This is a genomic window from Pseudomonas sp. IT-P74, from assembly GCF_949768175.1.
In the GTDB taxonomy this organism is placed as follows: domain Bacteria; phylum Pseudomonadota; class Gammaproteobacteria; order Pseudomonadales; family Pseudomonadaceae; genus Aquipseudomonas.
Genome location: NZ_CATKQD010000022.1, coordinates 452,380 through 478,552, shown reverse-complemented (window position 1 = coordinate 478,552; position 26,173 = coordinate 452,380). Strand labels below are relative to the sequence as shown.

At 58.7% G+C, this 26,173-nt stretch carries 24 protein-coding genes and 1 pseudogene; 17 read left to right on the top strand and 8 right to left on the bottom strand.

The features are described from left to right. From ACM6J5_RS16105 to ACM6J5_RS16090, 4 genes are all read left to right on the top strand, one after another. Positions 1-1,264: RHS repeat domain-containing protein (locus ACM6J5_RS16105; RefSeq protein ID WP_414928939.1), on the top strand; the 1,264-nt coding region annotated here is incomplete at its 5' end. 7 nt (positions 1,265-1,271) lie between these two features. Further along, entirely contained in the window at positions 1,272-1,883 is a 612-nt protein-coding gene (locus ACM6J5_RS16100) for a DUF1963 domain-containing protein (protein ID WP_150674137.1), read from the top strand. An 85-nt stretch (positions 1,884-1,968) separates the two neighbouring features. Further along, positions 1,969-2,949 (top strand): YiiG family protein, encoded by a 981-nt coding sequence (locus tag ACM6J5_RS16095; protein ID WP_414928938.1) that lies wholly within the window; start codon positions 1,969-1,971, stop codon positions 2,947-2,949. A gap of 88 nt (positions 2,950-3,037) precedes the next feature. Next, a complete protein-coding gene (locus tag ACM6J5_RS16090; RefSeq protein ID WP_150674139.1) occupies positions 3,038-3,925 on the top strand; it encodes a hypothetical protein in 888 nt (295 codons plus the stop codon). A gap of 75 nt (positions 3,926-4,000) precedes the next feature. On the opposite strand, the pseudogene ACM6J5_RS16085 reads toward ACM6J5_RS16090, so the two are convergent. The 3 genes and pseudogenes from ACM6J5_RS16085 to ACM6J5_RS16075 all read right to left on the bottom strand — a co-directional run. Next, positions 4,001-4,243 (bottom strand): annotated as a pseudogene (locus tag ACM6J5_RS16085) (phage infection protein); the annotation flags it as partial. 226 nt (positions 4,244-4,469) lie between these two features. Then, positions 4,470-5,102 (bottom strand): response regulator, encoded by a 633-nt coding sequence (locus ACM6J5_RS16080; protein WP_057396633.1) that lies wholly within the window; start codon positions 5,100-5,102, stop codon positions 4,470-4,472. Positions 5,103-5,110: 8 nt separating this feature from the next. Next, positions 5,111-6,481: a cache domain-containing protein gene (locus tag ACM6J5_RS16075; protein ID WP_095942939.1), complete on the bottom strand. Its 1,371-nt coding sequence runs from the start codon at positions 6,479-6,481 to the stop codon at positions 5,111-5,113. Positions 6,482-6,817: 336 nt separating this feature from the next. Between ACM6J5_RS16075 and ACM6J5_RS16070 the strand changes: the two genes are divergently transcribed. The 3 genes from ACM6J5_RS16070 to katG all read left to right on the top strand — a co-directional run bounded on the left by ACM6J5_RS16070 (position 6,818) and on the right by katG (position 11,645). Then, positions 6,818-8,875, top strand: a complete 2,058-nt coding sequence (locus ACM6J5_RS16070; protein WP_095942940.1) for a carbon starvation CstA family protein — start codon at positions 6,818-6,820, stop codon at positions 8,873-8,875. A gap of 2 nt (positions 8,876-8,877) precedes the next feature. Beyond that, the gene (locus ACM6J5_RS16065; RefSeq protein ID WP_007976534.1) at positions 8,878-9,075 is read left to right on the top strand and encodes a YbdD/YjiX family protein; all 198 of its coding nucleotides are present in this window, start codon (positions 8,878-8,880) and stop codon (positions 9,073-9,075) included. Positions 9,076-9,389: 314 nt separating this feature from the next. Further along, positions 9,390-11,645: a catalase/peroxidase HPI gene (katG, locus tag ACM6J5_RS16060; protein ID WP_414928937.1), complete on the top strand. Its 2,256-nt coding sequence runs from the start codon at positions 9,390-9,392 to the stop codon at positions 11,643-11,645. Between the two features lie 145 nt (positions 11,646-11,790). On the opposite strand, the gene ACM6J5_RS16055 is transcribed toward katG, so the two are convergent. After that, a complete protein-coding gene (locus ACM6J5_RS16055; protein ID WP_095942942.1) occupies positions 11,791-12,228 on the bottom strand; it encodes a glycine zipper domain-containing protein in 438 nt (145 codons plus the stop codon). Positions 12,229-12,645: 417 nt separating this feature from the next. Between ACM6J5_RS16055 and ACM6J5_RS16050 the strand changes: the two genes are divergently transcribed. Then, positions 12,646-13,098: a cupin domain-containing protein gene (locus ACM6J5_RS16050; protein WP_414928936.1), complete on the top strand. Its 453-nt coding sequence runs from the start codon at positions 12,646-12,648 to the stop codon at positions 13,096-13,098. Positions 13,099-13,211: 113 nt separating this feature from the next. Here the strand turns inward: ACM6J5_RS16050 and ACM6J5_RS16045 are convergent, their stop codons facing one another. After that, positions 13,212-14,096: a LysR family transcriptional regulator gene (locus ACM6J5_RS16045; RefSeq protein WP_150674142.1), complete on the bottom strand. Its 885-nt coding sequence runs from the start codon at positions 14,094-14,096 to the stop codon at positions 13,212-13,214. Between the two features lie 193 nt (positions 14,097-14,289). Between ACM6J5_RS16045 and ACM6J5_RS16040 the strand changes: the two genes are divergently transcribed. The 5 genes from ACM6J5_RS16040 to ACM6J5_RS16020 all read left to right on the top strand — a co-directional run bounded on the left by ACM6J5_RS16040 (position 14,290) and on the right by ACM6J5_RS16020 (position 20,261). Then, positions 14,290-15,708: an MFS transporter gene (locus tag ACM6J5_RS16040; protein WP_414928935.1), complete on the top strand. Its 1,419-nt coding sequence runs from the start codon at positions 14,290-14,292 to the stop codon at positions 15,706-15,708. 157 nt (positions 15,709-15,865) lie between these two features. Next, positions 15,866-17,869, top strand: a complete 2,004-nt coding sequence (locus ACM6J5_RS16035) for an aminotransferase class I/II-fold pyridoxal phosphate-dependent enzyme (protein WP_150674145.1) — start codon at positions 15,866-15,868, stop codon at positions 17,867-17,869. Positions 17,870-17,896: 27 nt separating this feature from the next. Then, positions 17,897-18,679, top strand: coding sequence for a transporter substrate-binding domain-containing protein (locus ACM6J5_RS16030; RefSeq protein WP_150674146.1), 783 nt, complete (start codon positions 17,897-17,899; stop codon positions 18,677-18,679). Positions 18,680-18,830: 151 nt separating this feature from the next. Further along, a complete protein-coding gene (locus ACM6J5_RS16025) occupies positions 18,831-19,544 on the top strand; it encodes an ABC transporter permease (RefSeq protein ID WP_150674147.1) in 714 nt (237 codons plus the stop codon). Between the two features lie 18 nt (positions 19,545-19,562). Continuing rightward, positions 19,563-20,261: an ABC transporter permease gene (locus tag ACM6J5_RS16020; RefSeq protein ID WP_103397407.1), complete on the top strand. Its 699-nt coding sequence runs from the start codon at positions 19,563-19,565 to the stop codon at positions 20,259-20,261. A 63-nt stretch (positions 20,262-20,324) separates the two neighbouring features. On the opposite strand, the gene ACM6J5_RS16015 is transcribed toward ACM6J5_RS16020, so the two are convergent. Next, positions 20,325-20,960, bottom strand: coding sequence for a TetR/AcrR family transcriptional regulator (locus ACM6J5_RS16015; protein WP_095946245.1), 636 nt, complete (start codon positions 20,958-20,960; stop codon positions 20,325-20,327). Positions 20,961-21,077: 117 nt separating this feature from the next. Between ACM6J5_RS16015 and ACM6J5_RS16010 the strand changes: the two genes are divergently transcribed. Then, the gene (locus tag ACM6J5_RS16010; protein ID WP_414928934.1) at positions 21,078-22,094 is read left to right on the top strand and encodes a succinylglutamate desuccinylase/aspartoacylase family protein; all 1,017 of its coding nucleotides are present in this window, start codon (positions 21,078-21,080) and stop codon (positions 22,092-22,094) included. Between the two features lie 74 nt (positions 22,095-22,168). On the opposite strand, the gene ACM6J5_RS16005 is transcribed toward ACM6J5_RS16010, so the two are convergent. Continuing rightward, positions 22,169-22,528, bottom strand: coding sequence for a DUF6124 family protein (locus ACM6J5_RS16005; RefSeq protein ID WP_414928933.1), 360 nt, complete (start codon positions 22,526-22,528; stop codon positions 22,169-22,171). Between the two features lie 584 nt (positions 22,529-23,112). Between ACM6J5_RS16005 and ACM6J5_RS16000 the strand changes: the two genes are divergently transcribed. Then, complete coding sequence (locus ACM6J5_RS16000; protein ID WP_095946243.1) at positions 23,113-23,571, top strand: hypothetical protein; 459 nt, start codon at positions 23,113-23,115, stop codon at positions 23,569-23,571. A 283-nt stretch (positions 23,572-23,854) separates the two neighbouring features. Continuing rightward, positions 23,855-24,043, top strand: coding sequence for a ribbon-helix-helix protein, CopG family (locus tag ACM6J5_RS15995; protein WP_046043116.1), 189 nt, complete (start codon positions 23,855-23,857; stop codon positions 24,041-24,043). Between the two features lie 21 nt (positions 24,044-24,064). On the opposite strand, the gene ACM6J5_RS15990 is transcribed toward ACM6J5_RS15995, so the two are convergent. Further along, positions 24,065-25,726 (bottom strand): SulP family inorganic anion transporter, encoded by a 1,662-nt coding sequence (locus ACM6J5_RS15990; protein WP_414928932.1) that lies wholly within the window; start codon positions 25,724-25,726, stop codon positions 24,065-24,067. 175 nt (positions 25,727-25,901) lie between these two features. On the opposite strand from ACM6J5_RS15990, the gene ACM6J5_RS15985 reads away from it, so the two are divergent. Continuing rightward, positions 25,902-26,132, top strand: coding sequence for a hypothetical protein (locus ACM6J5_RS15985; protein ID WP_032828974.1), 231 nt, complete (start codon positions 25,902-25,904; stop codon positions 26,130-26,132). Positions 26,133-26,173: the final 41 nt, after the last annotated feature.

Below are 26,173 nucleotides of genomic sequence, written 5' to 3'. Positions count from 1 at the left end.
TCCGGCCGGCGAGTTGACCCGCACCCTCGACAAACTGCGCGGCGAGATCAAGTACCAATACGAAGCCAACGGCCAGCTGCACAGCCGCGACACCGGCCGGCTGATCGACAGTGAAGAATTCCGCTATGACGCTGCGGCGAACCGGCTGAACTTCAACACCAGCCAGTTTGACCACGTCAAAGACAACCGCCTCCAGCGCTGGCGGGATCAGGAATATGCCTACGATGCGTGGGGCAACCTGATTGAAAAACGCAGCGGCATGGGCACGCTGCAGACGTTTGGTTATGACTGTGAAAATCGGTTGGTGCGGGCCGAGACGGTGGTCAACGGCAAGCTGGAAAGTACCGGTGCGTATCGGTACGACAGCCTCGGGCGGCGGGTGGCCAAGGTTTCAGAGGTCAAGGGTAAAACCGAGCAGAAACACTTTTTGTGGCAAGGCTTGCGCATGCTGTGGGAGGAGCGACCGGGGCAGAGCAGTCTGTACCTGTATGAGCCGGGGAGTTATGCGCCGTTGGCCCGGGTGGATCAGGCGGAAGGTGAAGCGCAGAAGCTTTATTACTTTCATACCGATCAGATTGGTACGCCGTTGGAGATGACGGACGCGGACGGGAGCATTGTCTGGCAGGCGACGTACAAGGCTTGGGGGGCGGTTGAAAAGCTGGCGGTTAATGACGTCAAGCAGAATCTGCGGTTTCAGGGGCAGTATTTTGACGACGAGACGGGGCTGCACTACAACACGTTTCGGTATTACGATCCGGAGGTGGGGCGGTTTGTAACGCAGGATCCGATTGGGTTGTTGGGTGGGGTCAATCTTTACCAATATGCTCCTAGCGCTATTGGTTGGATTGACCCTCTAGGGCTAGCTACACTTTTCGAATTAGGAACATATGGTGAGTTAAACGGGGGGACGCACATAGGAGATGGTATGCAGGCGCACGAACTCCTTCGCCATGAGTACTTGGTGCAACAAAATCTTGCTGAAAAAGGAACTAGACTCTCAGGGAATCCATCTATTGCTCTTGATCTAGATCATCACACTAGAGGGCCTCTAAAAGATACTAGAGGTGTAGGTGGAGCTCATTGGCATGAAACACAGATCCGTGGAAGTCAAGGTCTCGGCAGAAACGAGTTTGCGCCTTCTCTCAAACGGGAGCTAGATATAACCTCCGGTGCTCTTAGGAAAAGCGGCGTGCCTAGTTCACGGGTAAAACAACTTAAAAGAATCGCGAAAAAATTCCATAACAGTCTTGGTACTTGCAGATGAGATCAATATGATAACGGTAAAGCAAATTATTCCATCGGGTGGCGTAGTTACTAACTCTGGTTTGACTTTTGGCGGGAGCAAGGCTGAGGTCGAAGATTGGCCGGTTAACCCTGATGGTGAGCCGCTTACTCTGGTCGCTACTATTGATTTTTCTAAAATTCAAGGTATTGAGTGTGCAAAGAATGTCCCCGGCCAAGGTAAATTACACGTATTTACCACCTACAGTAAATCAGATTATTTTCTTGAAAATGTGACATACAGTGGCGATCCTTCAGAGTTAGAGACAATATTAAGTGGTTATACTCTAGTCGTCCGCGGGCAAGGCGGTGTATTTCAAGAAAGTCCTGTTGATAGCATTCCTGAGACTGCGACGGAGTTGAAAGATAGAGATATAGGTGCAGACGATTTTCCTGTTTTTTCTATGATATCAAATGTAGTCCCGCATGGCGTTATTCTTCCCGATGTGTTTCTTGCGGAATACGATTTTTTGTGTCAGTTCTATTCCTCGGACTTTTCAGACCCATTTAAGGATATTTTCTATCTTACCGATGCTGTTGGTTATCTGTTCTTAAAAAAAGATAGGAGTGGATCCGGGGTATTTTTTGTTCAGACAGCCTAGACTTTGTCTGAGGGGGCAGGGGGTTGTATTGGAAATTCGTTTGGGTTGAAAAAGATAAGATTCAGTATGAATAGGGAAATATAACATGGACTCAAGAAATATGCTGGCAGGGATGTTGATGTTGTTAGGGGTTTTTCTGAGCGGATGTGACAAGTCCGACAATGCCCAAGGCGTTGCGCCCCAGAATCAGGCACACCAAGCGGAGAAGAATTCAAGCCAGGCGGAGATAGAAAAATACAACATATATGTTGAAGCCGCGAACAAGGGTGGAGATTTTGCCTCCACGCTGGACAAGCGTAAGGTCGAGTATTCTGAAACGCTCGCGTCAGGCAAGAAACTGACGAGTTACTACATGTTCAGTGGTTATGACATTAGCATTTTGCAGGAAAATCTTAACAAGGCATTGCAGCTCTCCTACCCAATGCCAGAGCTCGATGACCCTGCGAAAAGCATGATTGTGGCGCTGGCAAAATTGCAGCCAATTCACGCAGAACTCGCCAACTATGCCAATTCCAAAGGATACCTGAGCGATGGCGGGAAAAAAGCCAGGGAAATGGAGCCATTGCTGGAGGCTGCCTTGGAAGATGTCGCCATGGAGCAGGCGAAGTTTTATGACGGTATCAGCAAGCGCGACGAGATCAATACCAAGGCCGCCTTTGATAACTCCGAGAAGGACAGTTTGGGTTATTACCGCGCGGGGATCGTGCTTTATGCCAAGCAATCTGTACGCTTATCCGATGAGTTTTTCCGGTCTGCTGGGGCGCAAGAGGCTGCCAAAGCGTTCGAGGACAGTTTGAATAAGACTGCCCAAATGATCGAAGGCTGGGACAAGAAAGGCAAATCTCAGACACCAGCGCTCAAATGCAGTGTCTTGCTCAATGATTTGAACCGTTTTGTCGGTAAAGGGCGTGAAGCGATCAATACGGCAAGAAACGGTGGCTACAAGCCTGATGAACAACGACAAATGATGTGGAAAATGAATAATCCCATCCTGCGAGACGCCAAATCTCTTGGGCAGTCCTTTGATTCTGTGATCAACGGCCTGAACCGTACAACCTGTATCTGAAGCCTCGTAATGGAATCGACAGTGTATTTGCAGGCTCCAGTCTGGATTACCGTGTTTTTAAATCAACTACTAGGGAAGTAATCACCTTATGCAGCAATCAACCACACACTCTCCCACCGAGACAGGTCAACTGATCCAAACCTACCACCATGGCAAGGGCTTTCTGGTTTTCACGCTGTTGTTCGGCATCATCATGTTGTGCCTGTCAGGATTTGTGTTGTACCTGGGTACCATCCTGCCAGCGGGCAGTGCTGGGGCGAACACCAGTCGTGATTTCAGTCCGCAGTTCTGGATCTATTCTACTAGTGGCTTACTGATAGTCATTTCGGCAGTTCTATTCGGACTTTATGCGTGGCAGAAGAAGTTGCGCGCGACCCATTATGAGGTTTATGAGCACGGTATTGTTGCTATTAGCGGAGCTGATCATCAATACACGGCGTTTGCTGAAATAGAAGACCTGTATCTGTTCAGTTCGGGACAAACCGCAATCTCTGGCTTGATCACTAACTTGGCGTATCGTCGTAATGATAGTGAGCCATTTCATCGAGCTATCGCGTCGCTCAAAGGTTTTTTTGAGTTTCAGGAACTGGTGCGTGAGCTGCACGTCCGCGAGCGTTTGCCGGTTGTGATGAAGGAGCTTGAGTCTGACGGTGCAGTGACTTTCAACTATGTGCCTACCGGACAGGTATGGCGCAAGCGAATTGCGGGGGACTTCCTGAATATCACTACTCGGCCAATCATTATGACACGTGAGTTTCTGAAAGTTGAAGGTAGTGAAGTTCCGCTGTCGACACTTTCCACAGTTGATTTAAATAAGTGGACCGAGATGGTCACTATCAAAGATGCAACCGGCAGACAGATTCTATCAACAGTATGCACCGGCATCATGAGCCATGACCTGTTCCTCACGACTCTGGATGTGCTGCTGGATGCTCAACGGGCAAGCAGCGGTGAGGCTGTTCCGAGCCTGGCCTGAGGATCTCTGACCATCACAAAAAACCGGCTGATCAGGCCGGTTTTTTTGTGGGACCGCAGTAGAGCGCCTTATTCAGGCAGTGCGATTCTGGATCAGACGATCCGAGCCACCTTCGGCAACGCGGTTTTGCAGGAGCTTGTCAGAGCCACCTTCGGCAACGCGGTTCTCGATCAGGCGATCAGAACCACCCTCGGCCACACGGCTTTCAATCAGACGATCCGAGCCGCCTTCAGCGACCACAGGTTGAGCAGAGGTAGCGGCGAAAGCGTTAACTGCGAAAACCGAGAAAGCGATGCTGAGGAGGGTCTGGCGTTTCATGATCGTGTGCTCCGGGGTGCTTATGGGTTGGTATGGAGCAGATGTTACGCCGTGGATTTTTTAAGAGAACTTCATTGAGTTGATGGTGACTATCGACGCAGTCAATGGCTGATTCGCTGATCCTTGTGGGAGCGAGCCTGCTCGCGATGGCGGTGTGTCAGTCGCGATGGATATTGAATGTGCCGGCCTCTTCGCGAGCAGGCTCGCTCCCACAGGGTTCGAAGTGTTAGCGGGAAATGAGTCCATGATCGATGGCGTACTTGACCAACGCCGCCGGCTTGTCGATGTTGAGTTTGCGCCGGATGCTCAAGCGGTGGGTCTCCACCGTGCGCACGCTGATGTCCAGTTCCCGGGCCATTTCCTTGTTGTTCAAGCCTTGCGCCATCTTCGACAGCACCTGGCTTTCCCTCGGGGTCAGTTCGTTGTCGGTGTTCCTGTCGGCGATCAGGCGTTGGGCGATTTCGGCGCTGTAGAAGGTTCCGCCGCTGCTGATGGCTTCGATGGCGGCGATGATTTCCCGTGACGGGGCGTTTTTCAGCACGTAGCCGCTGGCGCCTGAGCGCACCGATTCACTGACGTATTCGTAATTGTCGTACATGCTCAGCACCAGCACCTTGAGCGACGGGTACTGGCTGCGCAGTACGCGGGTCAGTTCCAGGCCGTTCATATCCGGCAGGCTGATGTCGACCAGCAGCAGGTCCGGCTGGCAGCGGCCGACCATCTCGATGGCCTCGGCGCCGTTTTCCGCTTCGCCGACCATTTCCAGGGGCGACATCACGGCCAGCAGCGCCTTGATGCCGTCGCGGACCAGGGAGTGATCGTCGACCAGGGCGACGCGGATCGGGGAGGGCAGGTTCATGCAAGGTTTCACTCTTGTAGTTTTGCGCCAGGTTTCATCGGCAGCCGTACGTCCAGCTCACTTCTGCCCGGCATCGAGATCAAATCGAAGCGCCCGCCAAAATGTTCGACGCGTTCGCGGATGTTACGCAAGCCAATGCCCGCCTGACGACGTTCGACCTGGGCGACGTTGAAACCGATACCGTCATCGACCACCGTCAGCCGCACGGATTCGTCGCAGCCGCGCAGTGTAATGGACACGTTCTTCGCCTGCGCGTGGCGTTCGATGTTGGTCAGGCCTTCCTGGACGATGCGGAACAGCGATACAGCCGCGCCGTCGACCAGTTGGCAGTCGAATTCATTTTCGTCATAGGTCACGGTCAGCCCGCTGCGTTGCTCGAACTCTGCGGCCAGTTGGCCGATGGCTGCCGGCAGGCCGAGGGTGTCGAGCAAGGATGAGCGTAGGTCGTGGGAGAGGCTGCGGACTTCACCGATGGCATCGCCCAGGCGCTCGGTGGCGTCCTTTAGCGTGCTCAAGCCTTTGTCGTGGGCTTGTCCGCGTTCCAGCAGATGGCTGGCCAGTTCGAACTGGAACTTGATCGAGACCAGCACCTGGCTGATGCCATCGTGCAACTCGCGGGACACCCGGGATCGTTCTTCCTCCTGCAGGCTGACGATGCGCTGGGTCAGGCGCTGCAGTTTCTTGTCCGCCAGTCGATGTTCGCTGACGTTGAGGGTCATGCCCGTGGCGAACACGAACAGCACCGCGACCAGGGCGACCACGGCAATCGCCATCATGGTCTTGCGGATGCCCATGGCCACTTCGGCACGGGCCTGCTGGGTGGCGCGTTCGACGTCTTCGAGGTAGATGCCGGTGCCGAGCATCCAGCCCCAGCGATCGAGCATCACCACGTAGGCGAGCTTGTCGGTCACCTGGCCGGAGGAGGGCTTGTTCCAGGCGTAGCGTTGAAAACCTTCACCCGATTGCGCGCTTTTGAGCAGCGCCTGGATCACCGGCAGGCCGTGGGGATCTTTCATGTCCCACAGGTATTGGCCCACCAGTTCCGACTGGCGTGCATGCATCAGGCTACGGCCTTCGTGGTCGTAGACGAAAAAGTAGCCGTTGATGCCGAAGCTGAGCTTGCGCAGTTCCTCCAGCACTTGTTGCTGGGCATGGGCATCGCCGTGGCCGTCGTCGTACAGAGGCTCGATCAGGCTCTGGGCCATTTCCACGTAGTTCTTCAGCTCCGCGCGCTTGCTCGCCAGAATGCTGTCTTCGATCAGCTGCGCCTGTTGGTCACCCAGTTGGCGATTCAGGGAAATCACCAGGGCGCAAATGACCGCAATGGCCAGCACCAGCGGCAAAATGCCGAGGGCGACGATCTTGTGTTTGAGCTGCATGTTCACTCCTGCCCGCGCGAGGGGGGGGGATCATATGCCAAAGATACGCATTGTAGGAGCGAGCTTGCTCGCGAAAAAGGTACGGCCGACGCGACTCGGCGCCTGAAATACCATCGCGAGCAGGCTCGCTCCCACAATTGATCGTGGATCGCCCCAGAGTCAATGGTCAACCCACAGAAGATCGGTATCGTCTACGTAGAACTACGTAGACGCCACGTACGTAGTAACGCGGATTTATTTGTGGACGCCATGCGCAGATATTGGGCCAGCTCCGCACTGCGGACACAATTATAAAAATTACCGCCGCAGTCACTGGCTGTCGGCAGGAGACACGCTATGCCCCGTCTGGCTAAACACCTCGCCTGGTTTGCCGTGGCTGTCCTGGGAGCGATTGCGCTGAGTGTTGTGGCCCTGCGCCGCGGCGAAGCGATCAACGCCCTGTGGATCGTAGTCGCAGCCGTCGCCATCTACCTCGTTGCCTACCGCTACTACAGCCTGTTCATCGCCAATAAAGTGATGCAGCTCGACCCCAATCGGGCCACACCGGCTGTGCTCAATAACGATGGTCTGGACTACGTGCCGACCAACAAACACGTACTCTTCGGTCACCACTTCGCCGCCATCGCTGGTGCAGGCCCTCTGGTCGGCCCGGTATTGGCGGCGCAGATGGGCTACCTGCCCGGCACGCTCTGGCTGATCGCTGGTGTGGTGCTGGCCGGTGCGGTTCAGGACTTCATGGTCCTGTTCATGTCCACCCGCCGCAACGGCCGCTCCCTGGGCGACATGGTCCGTGAAGAAATGGGCCGCATCCCCGGCACCATCGCGCTGTTCGGCTGCTTCCTGATCATGATCATCATCCTTGCGGTGCTGGCGCTGATCGTGGTGAAAGCCCTGGCCGAGAGCCCGTGGGGGATTTTCACGGTGATGGCGACCATCCCGATCGCGATGTTCATGGGCATCTACATGCGCTACATCCGCCCGGGCCGCATCGGCGAAATTTCGGTGATCGGCGTGCTGTTGCTGCTGGGTTCGATCTGGCTTGGCGGGCAGATTGCCGCGGATCCGGTGTGGGCCAAGGCCTTTACCTTTACTGGTCTCCAGATCACCTGGATGCTGATCGGCTACGGTTTTGTTGCAGCGGTGTTGCCGGTGTGGCTGATCCTGGCACCCCGCGATTACCTCTCCACCTTCCTGAAGATCGGCACCATCGTCGCCCTGGCCATCGGCATCCTGGTGACCATGCCCGAGCTGAAAATGCCGGCCCTGACTCAATTCATCGACGGCACCGGCCCGGTATGGAAGGGCGGTCTGTTCCCGTTCCTGTTCATCACCATCGCCTGTGGCGCGGTGTCGGGCTTCCATGCGCTGATCGCCTCCGGCACTACGCCGAAGCTGCTTGCCAGCGAGGGGCATGCTCGTTACATCGGTTACGGCGGCATGCTGATGGAATCGTTCGTGGCGATCATGGCCATGGTCGCGGCTTCCGTGATCGATCCGGGCGTGTACTTCGCCATGAACAGCCCGGCCGCTGTAGTCGGTGCCGATGCGGTGGCCGTTGCACAAACCGTCAGCAGCTGGGGCTTCGCCATTACCCCGGAAGCGCTGCAAGCCGTAGCCCATGACATCGGTGAAACCACCATCCTGGCCCGTGCCGGTGGTGCGCCGACATTGGCGGTGGGGATCGCGCAGATTCTGCACCACGTGTTGCCAGGCGAGAACACCATGGCGTTTTGGTACCACTTCGCGATCCTGTTCGAAGCGCTGTTCATCCTGACCGCTGTGGATGCCGGTACCCGTGCCGGTCGATTCATGCTGCAGGACTTGCTCGGCTCGTTCGTTCCGGCGCTGAAACGCACCGAATCCTGGACCGCCAACCTGATTGCCACCGCCGGTTGCGTGGCCATGTGGGGTTATCTGCTGTACCAGGGCGTGATCGATCCGTTGGGTGGCATCAACACCCTGTGGCCACTGTTTGGTATCTCCAACCAGATGCTGGCCGGTATCGCGCTGATGCTCGGCACCGTGGTGCTGATCAAGATGAAGCGCCAGCGTTATGTATGGGTGACCTTGCTGCCGGCCGTGTGGCTGCTGATCTGCACCACCACAGCGGGCTTCATCAAGCTGTTCGACGCCAACCCGGCGATCGGCTTTCTGGCCCTGGCGAAGAAGTACAGCGATGCGCTGGCCAACGGTCAGGTGCTGGCCCCGGCCAAGAGCATCGACCAGATGCAGCACGTGATCTTCAACGCCTACACCAACGCGACGCTGACCGCGCTGTTCCTGTTCGTGGTGTTCAGCATCCTGTTCTTTGCACTCAAGGTCGGTATTGCCGCCTGGGGCACCAAGGAACGCACGGACAAGGAAGCGCCATTCCAGGCGCTGCCGGATGCCTGATCATGTTCAATGACCTGAGTCGCCTCGGTAAATACCTCGGTCAGGCCGCGCGCCTGATGGTCGGCATGCCCGACTACGACAACTACGTCGAGCATATGCAGACCAAGCACCCGGACAAACCGGTGATGGACTACGAGGCGTTCTTCCGCGAGCGCCAGGAGGCCCGTTACGGCAGTAAAGCCGGACCGAAGTGCTGTTGAGAGAAACGAAAAAAACCGGCTGAAACAGGCCGGTTTTTTATTGCGTGCAGTAACGGCGTGGACATTTCAGGCCCCGTGGGTCATGGAAGCTTTGCCAACCTCCAGACTGATTTGAGCTGTTTATCAGCTATCTCCCCCAAATGAAGCGACAGTTTCCCCGACCGGTACTTTAATGGATGGTCTGGAGCGACTGATCACTGGGCCGTCATAGCCTCAAGGCTATGGATCCCATACCGAAAAGCTATTTCTTCAATCGGTGATCCGGATCCACGCTTAAGGATGGTTAGCTGAAAACAAAATCAAGAGGAGATGCCATGTCAACTGAATCGAAATGCCCGTTCAATCACGCCGCTGGCGGTGGCACGACGAACCGCGACTGGTGGCCGAACCAACTGAATCTGAAGATCCTGAGTCAACACTCGCCCAAGTCTGACCCGCTGGGGGGCGACTTCAACTACGCCGAAGCTTTCAAGAGCCTGGACTTCCAGGCGCTGAAAAAAGACCTGACTGCGCTGATGACCGATTCCCAGGACTGGTGGCCGGCGGACTTCGGTCACTATGGGCCTCTCTTTATCCGCATGTCCTGGCACGCCGCGGGCACCTATCGCACCGGTGACGGCCGGGGTGGCGCCGGCTCCGGGCAGCAGCGTTTTGCACCGCTCAACAGCTGGCCGGACAACGTCAGCCTCGACAAGGCCCGTCGGCTGCTCTGGCCGGTCAAGCAAAAGTACGGCAACAAAATTTCCTGGGCCGATCTGATCGTCCTCGCCGGCAACGTCGCACTGGAATCCATGGGCTTCAAGACCTTTGGTTTTTCCGGCGGCCGCCCGGATGCCTGGGAACCGGACGAGGACGTCTACTGGGGTTCTGAAAGCAAGTGGCTGGCCGGAGACACGCGCTACGGCAAAGAGGACAAGCCGGTACAGAAACCTGGCGACGTCCCGCTCGTGGCCGAGCCGGGGCGCAACGAGGACAGCCGGACCGAGGAGGGACGCAATCTGGAAAACCCGCTCGCCGCGGTGCAGATGGGCCTGATCTACGTGAACCCGGAAGGTCCGGAAGGCGAGCCGGACCCGGTCGCATCGGCCAAGGATATCCGCGAAACCTTCGGCCGCATGGCGATGAACGATGAGGAAACCGTAGCGTTGATCGCCGGTGGCCACGCCTTCGGCAAGACCCATGGCGCCGGGCCTGCCGACAACGTCGGGCCAGAACCTGAAGCCGCTGGCCTGGAGCTGCAAGGCCTGGGCTGGAAAAGCACGTTCGGTACCGGCAAGGGGGCCGACACCATCACCAGCGGCCTGGAAGTGACCTGGACCACCACGCCGACCAAGTGGAGCAACAACTACCTGGAAAACCTGTTCGGTTTCGACTGGGAACTGACCAAGAGCCCGGCCGGCGCCCATCAGTGGAAGCCGAAGAACGGCGCGGGTGCCGGGACCATTCCGGATGCCCATGATCCGTCCAAACGCCGTGATCCAACGATGTTGACCTCTGACCTGGCCCTGCGTCTGGACCCGATCTACGAGCCGATTGCCCGGCGCTTCCTGGCCAACCCCGATCAACTGGCCGATGCCTTCGCCCGTGCCTGGTACAAGCTCATTCACCGTGACATGGGCCCGCTCTCACGCTACCTCGGCCCGGAAATGCCGAACGAGGAGCTGCTGTGGCAAGACCCGATCCCTGCTGTCGATCATCCGCTGGTCAATGACAGCGATGTGGCGAGCCTGAAAAGCAAGGTGCTGGCATCCGGGCTGACGGTCTCGCAGCTTGTATCTACAGCTTGGGCGGCGGCTTCCTCTTTCCGTGGTTCCGACAAACGCGGCGGTGCCAACGGCGGACGCTTGCGCCTGGAGCCGCAGAAGTCCTGGCAGGCCAACCAGCCAGAGCAACTGGCCCGCGTGCTGGCAAAACTCGAAAGCATCCAGAACGAGTTCAACAGTGGCGGCAAGAAAATCTCCCTGGCCGACCTGATCGTGCTCGCCGGTAATGCGGGCGTTGAACAGGCAGCAAAAAACGCCGGCCACAGTGTGACGGTGCCGTTCAGTCCGGGGCGCATGGACGCCAGCCAGGAACAGACCGATGTCGAATCCTTCGGTTTCCTGGAACCGATTGCCGACGGTTTCCGTAATTACCTGAAGCAACAGTACCGTGTTCCGGCCGAAAAACTGCTGATCGACAAGGCACAACTGCTGACGCTCAGCGCGCCGGAAATGACGGTATTGCTGGGTGGGCTGCGGGTGTTGAACACCAATGTCGGCCAGAGCAAACACGGTGTGTTCACCTCACGGCCGGAAGCCTTGACCAACGACTTCTTCACCAACCTGCTCGATATGGGGGTGGAGTGGAAGCCCGTGTCGGATGCCCGGCAAGAGTATGAAGGGCGTGATCGCAAGACCGGTGCTGTGAAGTGGACGGGAACCCGGGTTGACCTGGTCTTTGGTTCCAATGCGCAGTTGCGTGCGTTGGCCGAGTTCTATGCCACCGCCGATGCGCAACAGAAGTTCGTCAAGGACTTCGTCGCTGCGTGGACAAAAGTGATGAACCTGGATCGTTTCGATCTGAAATAGGGGAGGTTGTCGTAACGTTGGTATTGCCGGCAAAAAGTACCCCGGCTCGCCCTCCGGCTCCTGCATCAGCGGAGGGCAGCCAGCGGCCATAAACCTTGGCGATCAGGGTCCAAGTCTTTGTGGCCGAACTGCTTGGCGACCGAGATCAGTCGTCATGCTTGTGTTTATGTTTGTTCTTGTACTTATTTTTATGCTTGTGGTCGTAGTGGTCATTGTCATTATCGTTGTCCTTGGCCAGATTGTTGCCGATAGCACCACCTGCTGCGCCGCCCAGTCCAGCGCCGATCAGGCCACCGGTGGAACCACCAACACTGTTGCCGATTACCTGGCCACCCGCTGCACCGAGCCCCCCGCCAATGGCTGATTCGGTCTTGTTGCCACTCTTCGCAGATATTGCGCCCCCAGCTGCGCCACCTACGCCGGCTCCGATCGCAGCGCCAGTGCTACCTCCCATAGCCTGACCGACCGCGCTTCCAAGGGCGCCACCGACACCGCCACCGATTGCTGTGTTGGTGGCTTCGCCGGCGAGGGAGTACTGCGATACAAGGAGGCTTAGTGCAACGACAGTGAATGATTTACGCATCAGACAAACCTTTAGAAATACACAAGAACAGAAAAGTTTGTTGGTACGAAACAGTCAGGTCAACAGATATTCGACGGTGCATGAATTTGGATCAACCAATCTGTGATGAGTACAGCCGCTAGTTGATCAATTATGACCTGTGGGCACATACAAACCCCAAAGAGGGTTTTTTGAGGGCCTGAAAGCCGCGACCTGAGTGGGAGCGGGTCGCGGTCACTTGATCTTCGCCATTGACCGCGATGCCGTACCCGCCGATACGGGTTTGTATCCGCAGGTATCCGCAACGCCCGCCGTTACCGGGGCATACAAAACCGCCGTTTCCCGACACCCGGGCGATACACGGCAGCCTTCAAATGGAACCACCGGCATCGCGCCACTTTCGGCGCGGCCTGGCGTGGTTCAACTGGAGGAAAGACAATGTTGCGTACCCACACCCGTCACACCCTCGGCAAGCTTGGTCTGGTCCTGGCCGCCGCAGGGCTCGCGACTATTGCGAGCCTCGCTCAAGCCCAGGAAACACAACCGGCCCCGGCGATGAAAAGCTGGCAGCAGGGCCTGCATCGCACCGACCTGGTACGCGAAGACCTGGGCGCCGCCAACCGCGAAGTCCTGCAGGTGCTCGTGGACTTCGATCAGGGCGTGACGTCGCCTAAACATGCTCACCCGGGCGTAGAAGTGGCGCACGTGATCAGCGGCACCTTTGAGTATCAGCTGGAAGGGCGGGCACCGGTAACGCTCAAGGCCGGTGATTCGTTGTACATCCCCGAAGGCGTGGCCCATGTGGCGAAGAACGTGGGCCAGGGCAAGGCCTCGGAACTGGCGACCTACATTGTCAAGAAAGGCGAGCCGCTGCTGATCATGAAGCAGTAATGTAGGAGCGAGCTCGCTCGCGATGGTCTTGAGAGCGCTGCGTTTAATCAATAAACACGCGTTATCGTTAACGACCATCGCGAGCAGGCTCGCTCCTACGTTTTTCGGTGGCGTTACTGACTGCAAACCTCCCACACGCAACCGCGCAACCAGCGGTGCGCCGGGTCGGCGTCCATGCGCGGGTGCCACAGCATCGAAACCGTGATGGGCGGCGTGGGGAACGGCAGGGCAAAGCAGTGCATCCCCTGGCACAGGTTGCCGACGTGCCGCTGCGGTACGCTGGCGACCAGGTCTGAAGCCCGCGCCAATGCAATCGCCGAAGAGAAACCGGCGACAATGGTGGCGATGTCCCGCTTCAGTCCCAGTTCATGCAAGGCGTCGTCCATGACGCCTTTTTCGTGGCCCCGGCGCGAGACCAGGATGTGCCGGGCGGCGGCATAACGCGCGGGTGTCATCTCGCCGCGAGCCAGTGGATGCCCCTTGCGCACAACGCCAATGAACCGGTCGCGAAACAGCATCCGGGTGCGCACTTCCGGGCTGGTGGATTCGCCGATCACACCGGTTTCCAGATCCACCGCACCTTCGCGCAGCAGGGTGCTGTCCTTGTTCAGCTTCTGCACGAAATTCAGGCGCACACCGGGTGCGTCCTGGTGGAGGCGGGCGATCAGTGGCGGTCCGAAATTTTCCACGAAGCCATCGCTGGTGCGCAGGGTGAAGGTGCGCACCAGTTGATCGAGGGCGAGTGCCTCGGCGGGGCGCAGGACGGCTTCGGCGTCCTGCACGAGCACGCCGACCCGTTCACGCAACTCCAGCGCCCGGGGCGTGGGAACCAGTCCGCGACCGGCCCGCACCAGCAGTGGATCGCCCGTGGTTTCGCGCAATCGCGCCAGTGCCCGGCTCATGGCCGACGGGCTCAGGCGCAAACGCTGCGCGGCGCGGGCCACGCTGCCTTCTTCGAGCAGCACATTCAGGGTGATCAACAGATTCAGGTCTGGCATGGAGTGAATCCTTGTGGGAGCGGGCCTGCTCGCGAAGGTGGCACATTAAAAATGATGTTGTCTGACACACCGCTTTCGCGAGCAGGCTCGCTCCCACAAGGGTTTGCAGCTATATGGCGTCTGGTGCATGAATAAAGTGCAAATGCTGCGTCTTCCGCCATGTTATGGCCAGGCTTAGGCTCGGGACAACTATTTGCGGAGTCGCGAGAAAATGAAGTCCATATCGATTCGAGGCGCCTTGGCCAGCCTGTCGCTTTCCATGCTGCTGTCGTCCCTGGGCACCAGCATTGCCAACGTGGGTTTACCGACACTGGCCGAGGCGTTTTCCGCGTCGTTCCAGGCCGTGCAGTGGGTGGTACTCGCCTACTTGCTGAGCATCACCGTGCTGATCGTCAGCGTCGGCCGGCTCGGCGACCTCATGGGGCGGCGGCGATTGCTGCTGATCGGCATTGCGCTGTTCACCGTCGCCTCGCTTCTGTGCGCGCTGGCGCCCAATCTGTGGTTGCTGATTGCCGCCCGGGCCGTACAGGGCATCGGCGCGGCGACCATGATGGCGCTGACCATGGCGCTGGTGAGCGGGGCGGTGCCCAAGGAAAAAATGGGCAGCGCGATGGGCGTGCTCGGCACGATGTCGGCGATTGGCACTTCGCTGGGGCCGGCGCTTGGCGGCGTGTTGATTGCCCAGGTGGGCTGGCAGGGGATTTTTCTGCTGAACCTGCCCTTGGGTGTCTTGGCGATCGGACTGGCCTGGCGCTTTTTGCCGCAGGATCGCCACGAGATGACGTCCACTCGGCCCGATTTCGACGCGCTTGGCACTCTGGTATTGGTCCTGACCCTATTGGCTTACGCACTGGCAATGACCCTCGGACGCGGCAACTTTGGCCCGCTCAATACGGCGCTGCTGCTGGTCGCGGTGATCGGCTTGATACTGTTCGTGTTCGTCGAGCAGACCGCCGAGTCGCCGCTGATCAATTTGGCGATGTTGCGCAATCCGCTGCTCAGCGCAGGGTTCGCCATGAGTAGCCTGGTGACCACGGTGGTCATGGCCACCCTGGTGGTCGGCCCGTTCTATCTGGCGGGTGCGCTGGGTTTGAGCGCGGCAAGTGTCGGGCTGGTGATGTCGACCGGGCCGCTGGTGGCGGCATTGGCCGGTGTGCCCTCCGGATGCCTGGTCGACCGATGGGGCGCGCAGCGTTCGAGCACGGTCGGGCTGATTGCCATGTTGACCGGCGCTTGCCTCCTTCCCGTCGTGCCGATGAGCGTCGGCGTGCTCGGCTACGTCGTGCCGCTGGTGCTCCTCACGGCCGGCTATGCACTGTTCCAGGCGGCCAACAATACCGCCGTGATGGCGGACATTGTGCCGGATCAACGGGGCGTGATGTCCGGTGTGCTCGGCCTGTCTCGCAACCTGGGGCTGATTACCGGCGCCTCGGTCATGGGCGCTGTGTTCGCCTTCGGCACGGCCAGCGGCGATATTTTGCAGGCGCAACCCGAGGCCATCGCGCAGGGGATGCGGTTGACGTTTGCGGTGGCTGCGGGGCTGATTTTCGCGGCTCTGATGATGGGAACCGTCAGCAAAATCGTTTCACGTCGTTTGATCGCGCCGTGCTGAAAAACGGCGCGACTGTCGTGAAAACGACCTGTTTGCGCTGAACGCGAAGCCTTGCGAGTTTTCTGTTGAACGAGTGTTCAGTCTGGACTATGTTGGGGGCCACCTTCCCCCGGCTGGTTGCGGGCTTGCGTTTCTTCAATTCGAACGAGGCACTGGCATGCGGTTTTCACCCTTTGTTGAACGGATCAGTGGCCAAGGCGTTGCCGCCTGGGATATCCACTACGCGGCCAGTGCGGCGCAGCGCAAAGGCGAGGACGTAATCATCCTCAGCGTCGGCGACCCGGATTTCCCCACCCCCGATTTCATCACCGACGCCGCCATCCACGCCCTGCGTGAAGGGGATACCCACTACACCGAAATCGCCGGCCGTCAGGCCCTGCGCGAGGCGATTGCCGGTCGCTACAGCCAGTTGATCGACCGCGAACTGCAGGCGTCCAACGTCATTCTCACGGCCGGTGCGCAGAACGCCTTGTTCGCCACCTCGATGTGCCTGCTCGGTGCCGGCGACGAAGTGATTGCCTTCGATCCGATGTACGTCACCTACGAAGCGACGCTCAAGGCGTCCGGCGCCACGCTGGTGCGGGTGCCTTGCGCGGCGGACTCGGGTTTTCGCCTTGATGCCGCCGTGTTGGCAAAGGCCATTACCCCACGCACCCGGGCGATCTTCTTCTCCAACCCGAACAACCCCACCGGCGTGGTACTCAATCGCGAAGAGCTGCAAGCCATCGCCGAACTCGCTATCGCCCATGATCTGTGGGTGGTGGTGGACGAGGTCTACGAGAGCCTCGCCTACGAGCGTCAACACCTGAGCCTGGCAGCGTTGCCGGGCATGGCCGAGCGCTGCGTGGTGATCGGCAGCCTGTCCAAATCCCATGCGATGACCGGTTGGCGCATCGGCTGGGTCGTGGCCAATGAAGCCCTGGTCAATCATGTCGAAACCCTGGTGTTGAGCATGCTGTACGGCTTGCCCGGGTTTGTCATGGAAGCGGCGCTCAAGGCCGTGCAGTCCCATGACGAAGTCAGCCATGGCATGCGCGAGATCTATCGTCGGCGCCGCGACCTGGTGGTGTCCGGCCTGGCGAATTGCCCGGGCATCAGCGTGCTCAACCCCGATGCCGGCATGTTCGTGCTGGTGGACGTGCGCGGCACCGGCCTGACCTCGCTGGAATTCGCCTGGCGCCTGCTGCGCGAAGCCGGTGTCTCGGTGCTGGATGCGGCGGCATTCGGTGAGCCGGCTCAGGGTTTTGTACGGCTGTCGTTCACCCTGAGCGACGAGCGACTGGCCCAGGCCTGCCAGCGCATTTGTGGCTTTGTCCAGGTGCTCAACGGTGAAGCGCCGAGGCCGGTGATCGGCACGGTGACCCGTACCGCGACCGTCGAACCGGTCGCCGCCAAGACCATGATCGAGGTCGATGGCCTGCACAAACGCTTCGGCAATATCGAAGTGCTCAAGGGCGTTTCCCTGACCGCCCGCGAGGGTGAGGTGATCTCCCTGATCGGTGCCAGCGGCTCGGGCAAAAGTACCTTGCTGCGCTGCATCAACATGCTCGAAGTGCCGGATCAGGGACGCATCCTGGTCGATGGCGAAAGCATTCACCTCAACCAGAATCGCCCCGGCGCACCGCTGGTGTCGGACGCCAAACAGCTTGTGCGCATAAGGTCGAGCCTGGGCATGGTGTTCCAGAACTTCAACCTCTGGCCCCATCGCACCGTGCTGGAAAACCTCATCGAAGCGCCGACCCAGGTCCTGCGTGAAAGCCGTGCGGAGGCCACGGAACGGGCCGAAGCCCTGCTCGAACGCGTAGGCCTTGCGGCCAAGCGCAACGAGTACCCGGCGTTTCTCTCCGGGGGACAGCAACAACGGGTGGCCATCGCCCGGGCCCTGGCCATGCGGCCCAAGGTCATGCTGTTCGATGAACCCACCTCGGCACTCGACCCGGAACTGGTCGGGGAAGTGCTGCGGGTGATCCGCTCCCTCGCCGAAGAAGGCCGGACCATGATTCTGGTGACTCATGAAATGGCTTTCGCACGCGATGTCTCTTCCAAAGTCGCCTTTTTGCATCAAGGGCTGATCGAGGAAACCGGTTCGCCGGACGAAGTGTTCGTACACCCACGCAGCGAGCGTTGCCGACAATTCGTCAACGCTCATCAGACTCGCTAACTCATCATAAAAAGACGGGAAAACAACATGGGAAATCGACGTTTTGCAAACTGGTTGACCGGTGCGGCCTGCGTAATGCTGGCCGGCATGAGTGCGGCGCAAGCACAGCCGATCAGGTTCGCGGTGGCGGCTGAACCCTATCCGCCGTACACCGAAAAACAGGCCAACGGTGAGTGGAAGGGCTTCGAAGTCGACCTGATCCACAAGCTGTGCAGCGAAATGAAAGCCGATTGCGAGATCAAGGAAGTGGCGTGGGACGGCATCATTCCGTCGCTGCTGGCGAAGAAGATCGACGTGATCTTTTCCTCGATGTCGGTGACCGAAGAACGGGAAAAACAGATCGCCTTCAGCAAGGCCTACTACGATTCGGCGATTGCCGTCGTCGGCCCGAAAGAGGCGTCGGTGAAGAAGTATCCGGATGACCTCAAGGGCAAAATCATCGGCGTGCAGAACTCGACCGTGAGCGCCAGCTACCTGAAGACCTACTACGAAAAAATTGCCGACGTTAAGTACTACGACACCCAGGACTCGGCCAACGCCGACCTGATTGCCGGGCGCATTGACCTGATGATGGCCGACGGCACTGCCATGGCCGCGTTCATCAAGACCCCGGATGCAAAGGACCTGGCCTACCTCGGCACCGTGCCTTATGACCCGATCTTCGGCAAAGGCGTGGGGGCCGGCCTGCGCAAGGACGACACCGAACTCAAGGCCAAACTGGACAAGGCCATCCAGGAATTGCTGGCGAGCAAAGACTACGACGACCTGTCCCAGAGCTACTTCGGCACCAGCGTGAAGCCTGCGTTCTGACCCCAGGCACACAAAAAAACCTGTAGGAGCGAGCCTGCTCGCGATGGACGCAAAAGCGCCGCGGGTCATCTGAATGACCGCGCCATCGTTAACGTTTTTCGCGAGCGGGCTCGCTCCTACAGGGGACCGTGTCCTCCGACTGGAGAGTGAAATGCCGGCAATGTTCGATCTGATCAATTTCACCGAGCAGGGATGGGGCAGTGCGCTGTTGAAGGGGCTCTGGATGACCCTGCAGATTTCCGCCGGGGCCTTTGTGCTCGGGCTGGCGATCGGGCTGGTGGTGGCGTGCCTCAAGCTTGGCGCGCCAAAGCCGATTGCAGCGCTGATGCGCGGCTACACCACCTTGTTCCGGGCGGTGCCGGAATTGCTGCTGATTCTGTTGCTGTACTACGTCGGCTCCATGCTCCTCAATTCGCTGATGACCCACCTGGGCTACGGCGTGGTCAATGTCAGCGGACCGCTGGCGGCCATCGTGGTGCTGGGGCTGGTGCAGGGCGCCTATGCCTCGGAGATCTTCCGCGCGGCGATCCAGGCGATTCCCTTCGGCCAGATCGAAGCGGCCAAGGCGTTCGGCCTCAACGGTTTCGGCCTGTTCCGCCGGGTCACGCTGCCGATCATGGCGCCTTACGCCATGGCCGGGATGGCCAACCTGTGGATCAACCTGATCAAGGACAGTGCGCTGATCAGCGTGGTCGGCACCAACGAACTGCTGTACACCGCCAAGCAAGGCGCGGGGTCGACGCGCCACTATCTGTTGTTCTACCTCACGGCTGCCGCGCTGTACTACGCGGTGACGCTGGTGTCCAACTACCTTTCGGGACGGTTGGAGCGACGCATTCGTCGCTGGATGCCTCTTGTTGACTGAACCGGCAGAGAGAATGAAATGATTCCAGCGTGGATAGTTGAATACGCGGCACTGTTGGGCCGGGGGCTGCAAACCACCCTCACGATTTTATTGATCGCCAGTGTGTTCGGGTTTGTCCTGGCGGTGCTGGTGGCGCTGGCGCGGATCTCGAAAAACAGGGTGATCGCCAAGGTCAGCCTGTTCTACACCAGCGTCACGCGCGGGACGCCGTTGCTGATCCAGATCTACATTTTCTACTACGGCCTGGGCAGCCTGTTTGCCCAGTTCCCGCTGATTCGCGGCAGCTTCCTCTGGCCGTACCTGCGCGACGGTTACTGGTACATCGTGTTCGCCCTGGTGGTGTCGGTGGGGGCCTATGTCGGCGAAGTGATTCGCGGTGGCCTGCTGGCGGTACCCAAGGGTGAAATGGAAGCGGCATCGGCCTTCGGCATGACCGCGCGCCAGTCCTTGCTGCGGGTGCGCTTGCCCCGGGCGATGCGCCTGTTGCTGCCGACTCTGGCGGGGGAAACCGTGATGCTGCTCAAGTCCACGGCGCTGGCCTCGACCATCGCCGTGATCGATCTGCTCGGCGCCGCCAACGTGGTCCGCGCGCAAACCCTGCAGGTGTACGAACCCCTGTTGCTGGTGGCCGGTGTCTACGTCTGCCTGACGTTCCTGATCGAAGCGCTGTTTGCCTTTGCCGAACGGCGCGGAACGCCGGTACGCAGGTCAGCCTGATGAGTTCGCCACGGGTTGACCTCCGTCAGCGGCCCTCTGGCGATGATCTTCGGCCGACACGCGTCACAAGACGTCGTCGGTGCTGAATGCTCCGTGACGCAGCCCCTTTATCCAGCAACGGCAGATATGCAGTCCGTTGGCGGCGCTGAAGGTCTCGGGGTTCAGGCACCACTCGAGCCAGAGACCGTCGAGCATCGCCGATAAGCCGATGGCGGCCAGGCGCGTGTCGTGAATCACGAAGCCTTCGCTGGCGGCCAGCCCTTCGAGCAACTGGCGGATCAGGTCGAGGTAGGCGCGGTAGCTTTTTTCGTGGGACTGGCTGACGTGTTCGGAGTGACGGATCAGGCTCCAGAACACCACCCACACGCCGAGCAGTTTCGGGTCCATGACCCTGGGGGAAAACGAGCCTTCGAGAAAGGCATCGATCTTTTGCGCGGGTGTCTGGGCCTGCTCGATTTCCTGGAGCAGGGCCGTGGTCAGTTCGCTCGCCAGCCGCTGGTAGGTGTCGGCGATCAGTACTTCGATGCTGCCGAAGTGATGGTTGAGCAACCCCACGGACACCCCGGCTTCGGTGGCAATGCGTCGCACGGAAATCCCGGCGTGACCGTCGCGGCCCAGGCAGCGCAGGGTGGCGGCCACCAGCATTTCGCGACGGTCCTCGGGTTCGGCGCGGCGGTTTTTCGGGGCATCGGTTGTCACAAGGCTGTCCTTGGGTGAGGTTCCACGATGCCGAGCTTAGTTGAACGTCTGTTCAATCACCAGCCTCGGCAGCAGCGATACAACGTTTTTCAAGGTTCATGACGGGAGGGAAAGCCAATGCCGCAGGATATTTCGTTCAGTGTTCGCAACAACAACGGTGACGCCGTGCGGGTCGGTGCCTGGCGTTATGCGGGTGACGGCAGCGGGCCAAACGTGCACTTGCAGGCCGGCGTTCATGCCGATGAAATCGCCGGGATGCTGGTCCTGCACCTGTTGATGCAACGACTGCACACCGCCGAAACCCAGGGCCGGCTCAAAGGCAACATCACCGTGGTGCCGCAGGCCAATCCGCTGGGCATCGGGCAGTTTCGCCAGGGGCGGATCCTCGGCCGTTATCACGACGCCACCGGGCAAAACTTCAATCGCGGGTTCGACCAGTCGGCGGCCATGGAACGACCTTCGACCTGCGTTCAGCAATGGCAAAAGCAACTGGTGCAACTGGCCGCCCCGGCCGATGTGATGCTCGACCTGCATACCGATGACGAGGCGCTGCCGTACCTGTACATGCACCGCAGTTTCTGGCCCCGTGGCCGCGAACTGGCGGCGGCGATGAAGATGGACGTGGCGATCATCTGGGATGACGGCGGCGATGGCTCCTTCGAGGAAACCATCATTGCTCCTTGGATACGCGACGGAGTCACAGCGGGGCGCATGGCTGCGACCCTGGAGCTGCGCGGGCAGGGCGATGTCAGCGATCGTTTTGCCGAACAGGATGCCGAAGGGCTGTACAACTGGCTGTGCGGTTGCGGTGTCATCGATGAGTCAGTGGCGCCCACGGACTGGCCCGTTGAGGCCGTGGAAATGGGCAACATGGAAACCATCATCGCGCCGCAACCCGGGGTGCTGATCTTCGAAAAAGAGCTGGGGGATTTTGTCGAGGAAGGGCAACGCTTTGCGCGAATCCTTGGGCGGCCGGGAGACCCGTCCTCCGAAGTGGTACTGCACGCCGAACAAGCGGGGCGCCTGGTGACGCGCTATCGCGACCGCCTGATCCCCCAGGGCATGGGGGTGGCGAAGTTCACCGGTAGCCGGGTGTCGCGTAATTGGAGTGGGGGGTTGCTGGACCCGAACTAGTGATAGCCCAGCCAACATCAAAAACACAGGAACTGAAGTGAGGGAGCAAACTCCCTCGCCTCAGGTAGCCGTATTTATGCGGGCGGGTCGATTTGGTCCAGCACCCGATTCGCCGTGATCTCCGCCAACATCACACTGTTGGAAATCCCCAGCAGGGCATTGCGCGATCCGCCGTCCAGGTGATCCACCAACTGGTGCACCATCACATCGACCGAGGCCAGCGTTTCGACCAGATACACCATCAGGGTTTCGGTATCGATCTTGGGGTCGACGGTAAACAGAGAGCCAGGCGTGCGCGGTGTGGCTTTGATGTCGGCAGTCGACGGGAAGTGGTAGGCGAGCGTGCGTTCGGCAGCCTCGTTGAGCTTGTTTGAATCGGATTCGTACGGGGATGTCGGATCGGTGTCCGGCGGGTTGGGGGTGACTTTGAACATGGTAACTCTCCGTCTACGAGTTAGCGCTGCACCATTCGGTTCCAAGCGAAGGGTGGCAGCTGTACGCAGGTTGGAACCCGGGAAACGGAAACCCGGCAGACCCTAAGGTCTCCCACGCACAGCCGCCATAACGGAGTACACACTCAAAAGTGTGCACCATAGGTTATGAAGGGCGTTATGCGCCGTTTAATCATCAGGGTTCCAAGCCTGGTCGCTGAATTGGCAACGACGCGCAAACGATAAAACCTGGACCCTAGGCGCACAAGCCGGCGGATTCTGGCGTAACCGTAGGCAACGACGCAAGGTGTTGTAGCCCTCGGGAAATACCCTACAACCTTTTTAAACAAGCGCTCCTGCGGACATGAGCAACGGAGTATCGGCTTTCGTGTATCGCCGTGTATCAGGGCGCGGCATCCGCATACAGCCATACAAAACCAGCGCTTTACGGATACAGCCGGGATACACCACCGGGGCCAAATAGACCTGGCAAAGCGAGATGCACAACGCAGCTCGCCACCAGGTTTATCAACCCTTGCGGTACGACCAATAGAGGTCCCGCCGCACCATTGATCCGGAGTATCAACATGTCTCGTATCCAGTCGAACAAAACCCGCATTGGCCTGATCGCTGTTGCGCTGGTCGGCGGTATCAACTTCGCGTCCTCGGCGTTTTCCGCCGAGGCCTTGCCTCAGGGCTATCAATTGGCTTCCGCGCAGAAGACCAGCGAAGGCAAGTGTGGCGAAGGCAAGTGCGGTGCCGAAGCCGGCGCGCAAAAGACCCAGGCCGAGGGCAAGTGCGGTGAAGGCAAATGCGGCGATGCTTCGTTTGCGCGCACCGACACCGATGATGACAGCCGCGTGTCGCTCAAGGAACTGCTGGCGGTGGCGCCCAAGGGCGCTGAGGAATTCAAGGCGATGGACACCAACGGCGACGGTTTCCTGTCCGAGGGTGAGGTGTACAAGTTCCGCACCAACCAGTTCACCTCGAACGGCAAAAAAGTACCGACCGAGTTGTTCACCAAGTTGAGCCAGGCTAAAGACTGATCGGCCGCAAACAAAAAAAACTTCCTGTGTTGACGCGCAGGAAGGTTTTTTGCGTTGAAAGTATTGGTTTGGCAGGCAGTCGGCTAGCTTGGAATAAATTTGCTCCCTTCCTCGCGGATGGGGACTATCCACGCGAGTCGAAGCAGATCCGACTCATCACCCACCGTGAGAGCCGAATCTTTTCTTGTGAGTAAAGTCGAAGTAACGAGCAGCACAGTGACAGCGCCGGACAAGGCAATTACAATTTGATTAACATCTAGCGAATTGAGCGATTGAATACCCCATGGAAAGCAAGACTGCGCGCCTCACTGTGCTCATTGATCCCGTCAAGAAAAAAGCCTTCGAGGAACTCTGTGCAGCACAAGACCTGACGCCTTCTCAGGTGGTCCGTCAACTGATTCGTGACTACCTGGACACCCACGGTGCCACCTATTCGACCAAAAGCAAGCATGCCGCCAGTACCAAGTCATAACCTGGCACGGGCAGCAAGCCTTTAAAGTGTCGATGGACCCTCTGCGAGACTGACCGCTTTAGCCAGCGCGGTGTTGAAGTCGGCGTGGTAATGCTCCGTGCCGATTTCTTGCAAGATACCCACCCTATCGAGCTTGTTGAGCACCTTCGTGTTCGCTTCGCAGAGTTTCACCACGATATTGCGCTTGTGCAGTTGCTGAATGACCTCCTCCAGTACCTGCAAGCCAGTGATATCCATAAACGGTACACGCTTCAAGCGAATGATCAGCAGACGTGGATCGGTATGGGTCTGTGCCAGGACTCGCTCGAAGGTCTCGGCCGCGCCAAAGAACAATGGCCCTTCAATCGTATAAATCATTGTCCCAGGCGGTAGGCGAGTGTGCCCATTGGCCCTCAACTCTTCTTCAAGCTCGTGCTCGACTACCTGTTGTACCTCAACAGATGAGGCCATGCGGCGCATGAAGTGCAGCATCGCAAGGATGACGCCGATGTTCACAGCGATCACCAAGTCACTGAACACTGTGAGACTGAAAGTGATGAGCAGGATAGCTACGTCTGCGCGCGGGGCCCGCTGGACCATGCGTTTGAAGTGCTTCAACTCGCTCATGTTGTACGCGACCACGAAAAGAATGGCGGCCAGGGCGCACAGCGGGATGTTTGAGGCCAGAGGTGCCAGAAACAGAATAATAAGCACCAACGTGACCGCGTGCGTAATGCCGGCCAGCGGGCTCGTGCCGCCGTTACGGATATTGGTTGCAGTACGGGCAATGGCTCCGGTCGCTGCGAAACCGCCAAACAATGGCGTGACCAGATTAGCCACTCCCTGACCGACCAGTTCCTGATTGGAATCGTGCTTAGTGCCCGCCATGCCATCGGCCACCATGGCGGACAGCAGCGATTCGATCGCTCCAAGCATGGCGATAGTGAACGCCGGACCGATCAAGTCGATGACGCGAGACAGCGTGATTTCAGGCAGGCTCAACGCTGGAAGGCCTTGAGGTATGCCACCAAATGCGCTGCCGATCGTGGCTACCCCCTCGAAATGAAAGGTTGACTGTATCGCTGTAGCGACCGCCATTGCGACTAATGGGCCAGGTACCCGTTTGAGTCCGGGAATTTTGGACGCGGTGATGACCAGGAAAAGACTGAGTACCGCCAGCAGGGTCGTGGCCATATGAAGATCAGGGAGCGCCTGGAGCAAATGCCAGAGCTTTTCATGGAAATGCTCTCCACTGATCCTCGGTAAACCGAAAAAGTCTTTCCACTGTCCGACCCAGATGATCACGCCGATGCCTGCGGTGAATCCGACGATCACCGGATCGGGGATAAACTTGATGATTGCACCGAGCCGGGCCATCCCCAGCAATAACAACATGGCACCCGCCATCATCGTGGCGATTTGCAGACCGTCTATACCGTGCTCGGCCGTGACTCCCGCCAGGATCACGATGAACGCACCTGTCGGCCCGGCAATCTGCAAGCGGCTTCCCCCAAAGAGCGAAACCAGCAGGCCACCGATGATTGCGGTGTAGATGCCTTGCTCGGGTTTGACGCCAGATGCAATGGCAAACGCCATTGCCAGAGGGAGCGCCACGACCCCGACGATCACGCCAGACACCAGATTGCGGAGCCAATGCTCTCGCCCCAACAACCCCGCCTTCCATGCCTCACCTATCGCAATCATGGCTAGCTCCTCAGTGGATGCATGTGCATAATATTAACATACAGTGATAATTGAAATGCCTTTGATCCACTGCTTCGGGCGGCTGGAGATGTTTATAGAGAAAGTTCAGATGGAGCTGGGCGGGCATGCACTGTAAATAGAGAATCTTGAGAGCGCGTGTAGCGTGGTGACTGACATGAATCGTAAAGCTGTGAAAAGCAAACACGCCGAAGGCGTGACCTTTGACACCCATGTGATCGCAAACCCGACCAACCCCAAGGAGTGGATCGTGTTTTTCAAGAAGGACGCCGGGAGAAGTTATTTTTTGGTTGATGACAACGAGGAAGTCGAGTCTTTCGGGCATCTGGATGACCTGATCGCCGAGCTTCGAGACTTGGGCCTCAAGACCGCTGAAATCCACTTTTAACCCTTGGATCGCGCCCTGGAGACATGATCATGTCAGTGAAA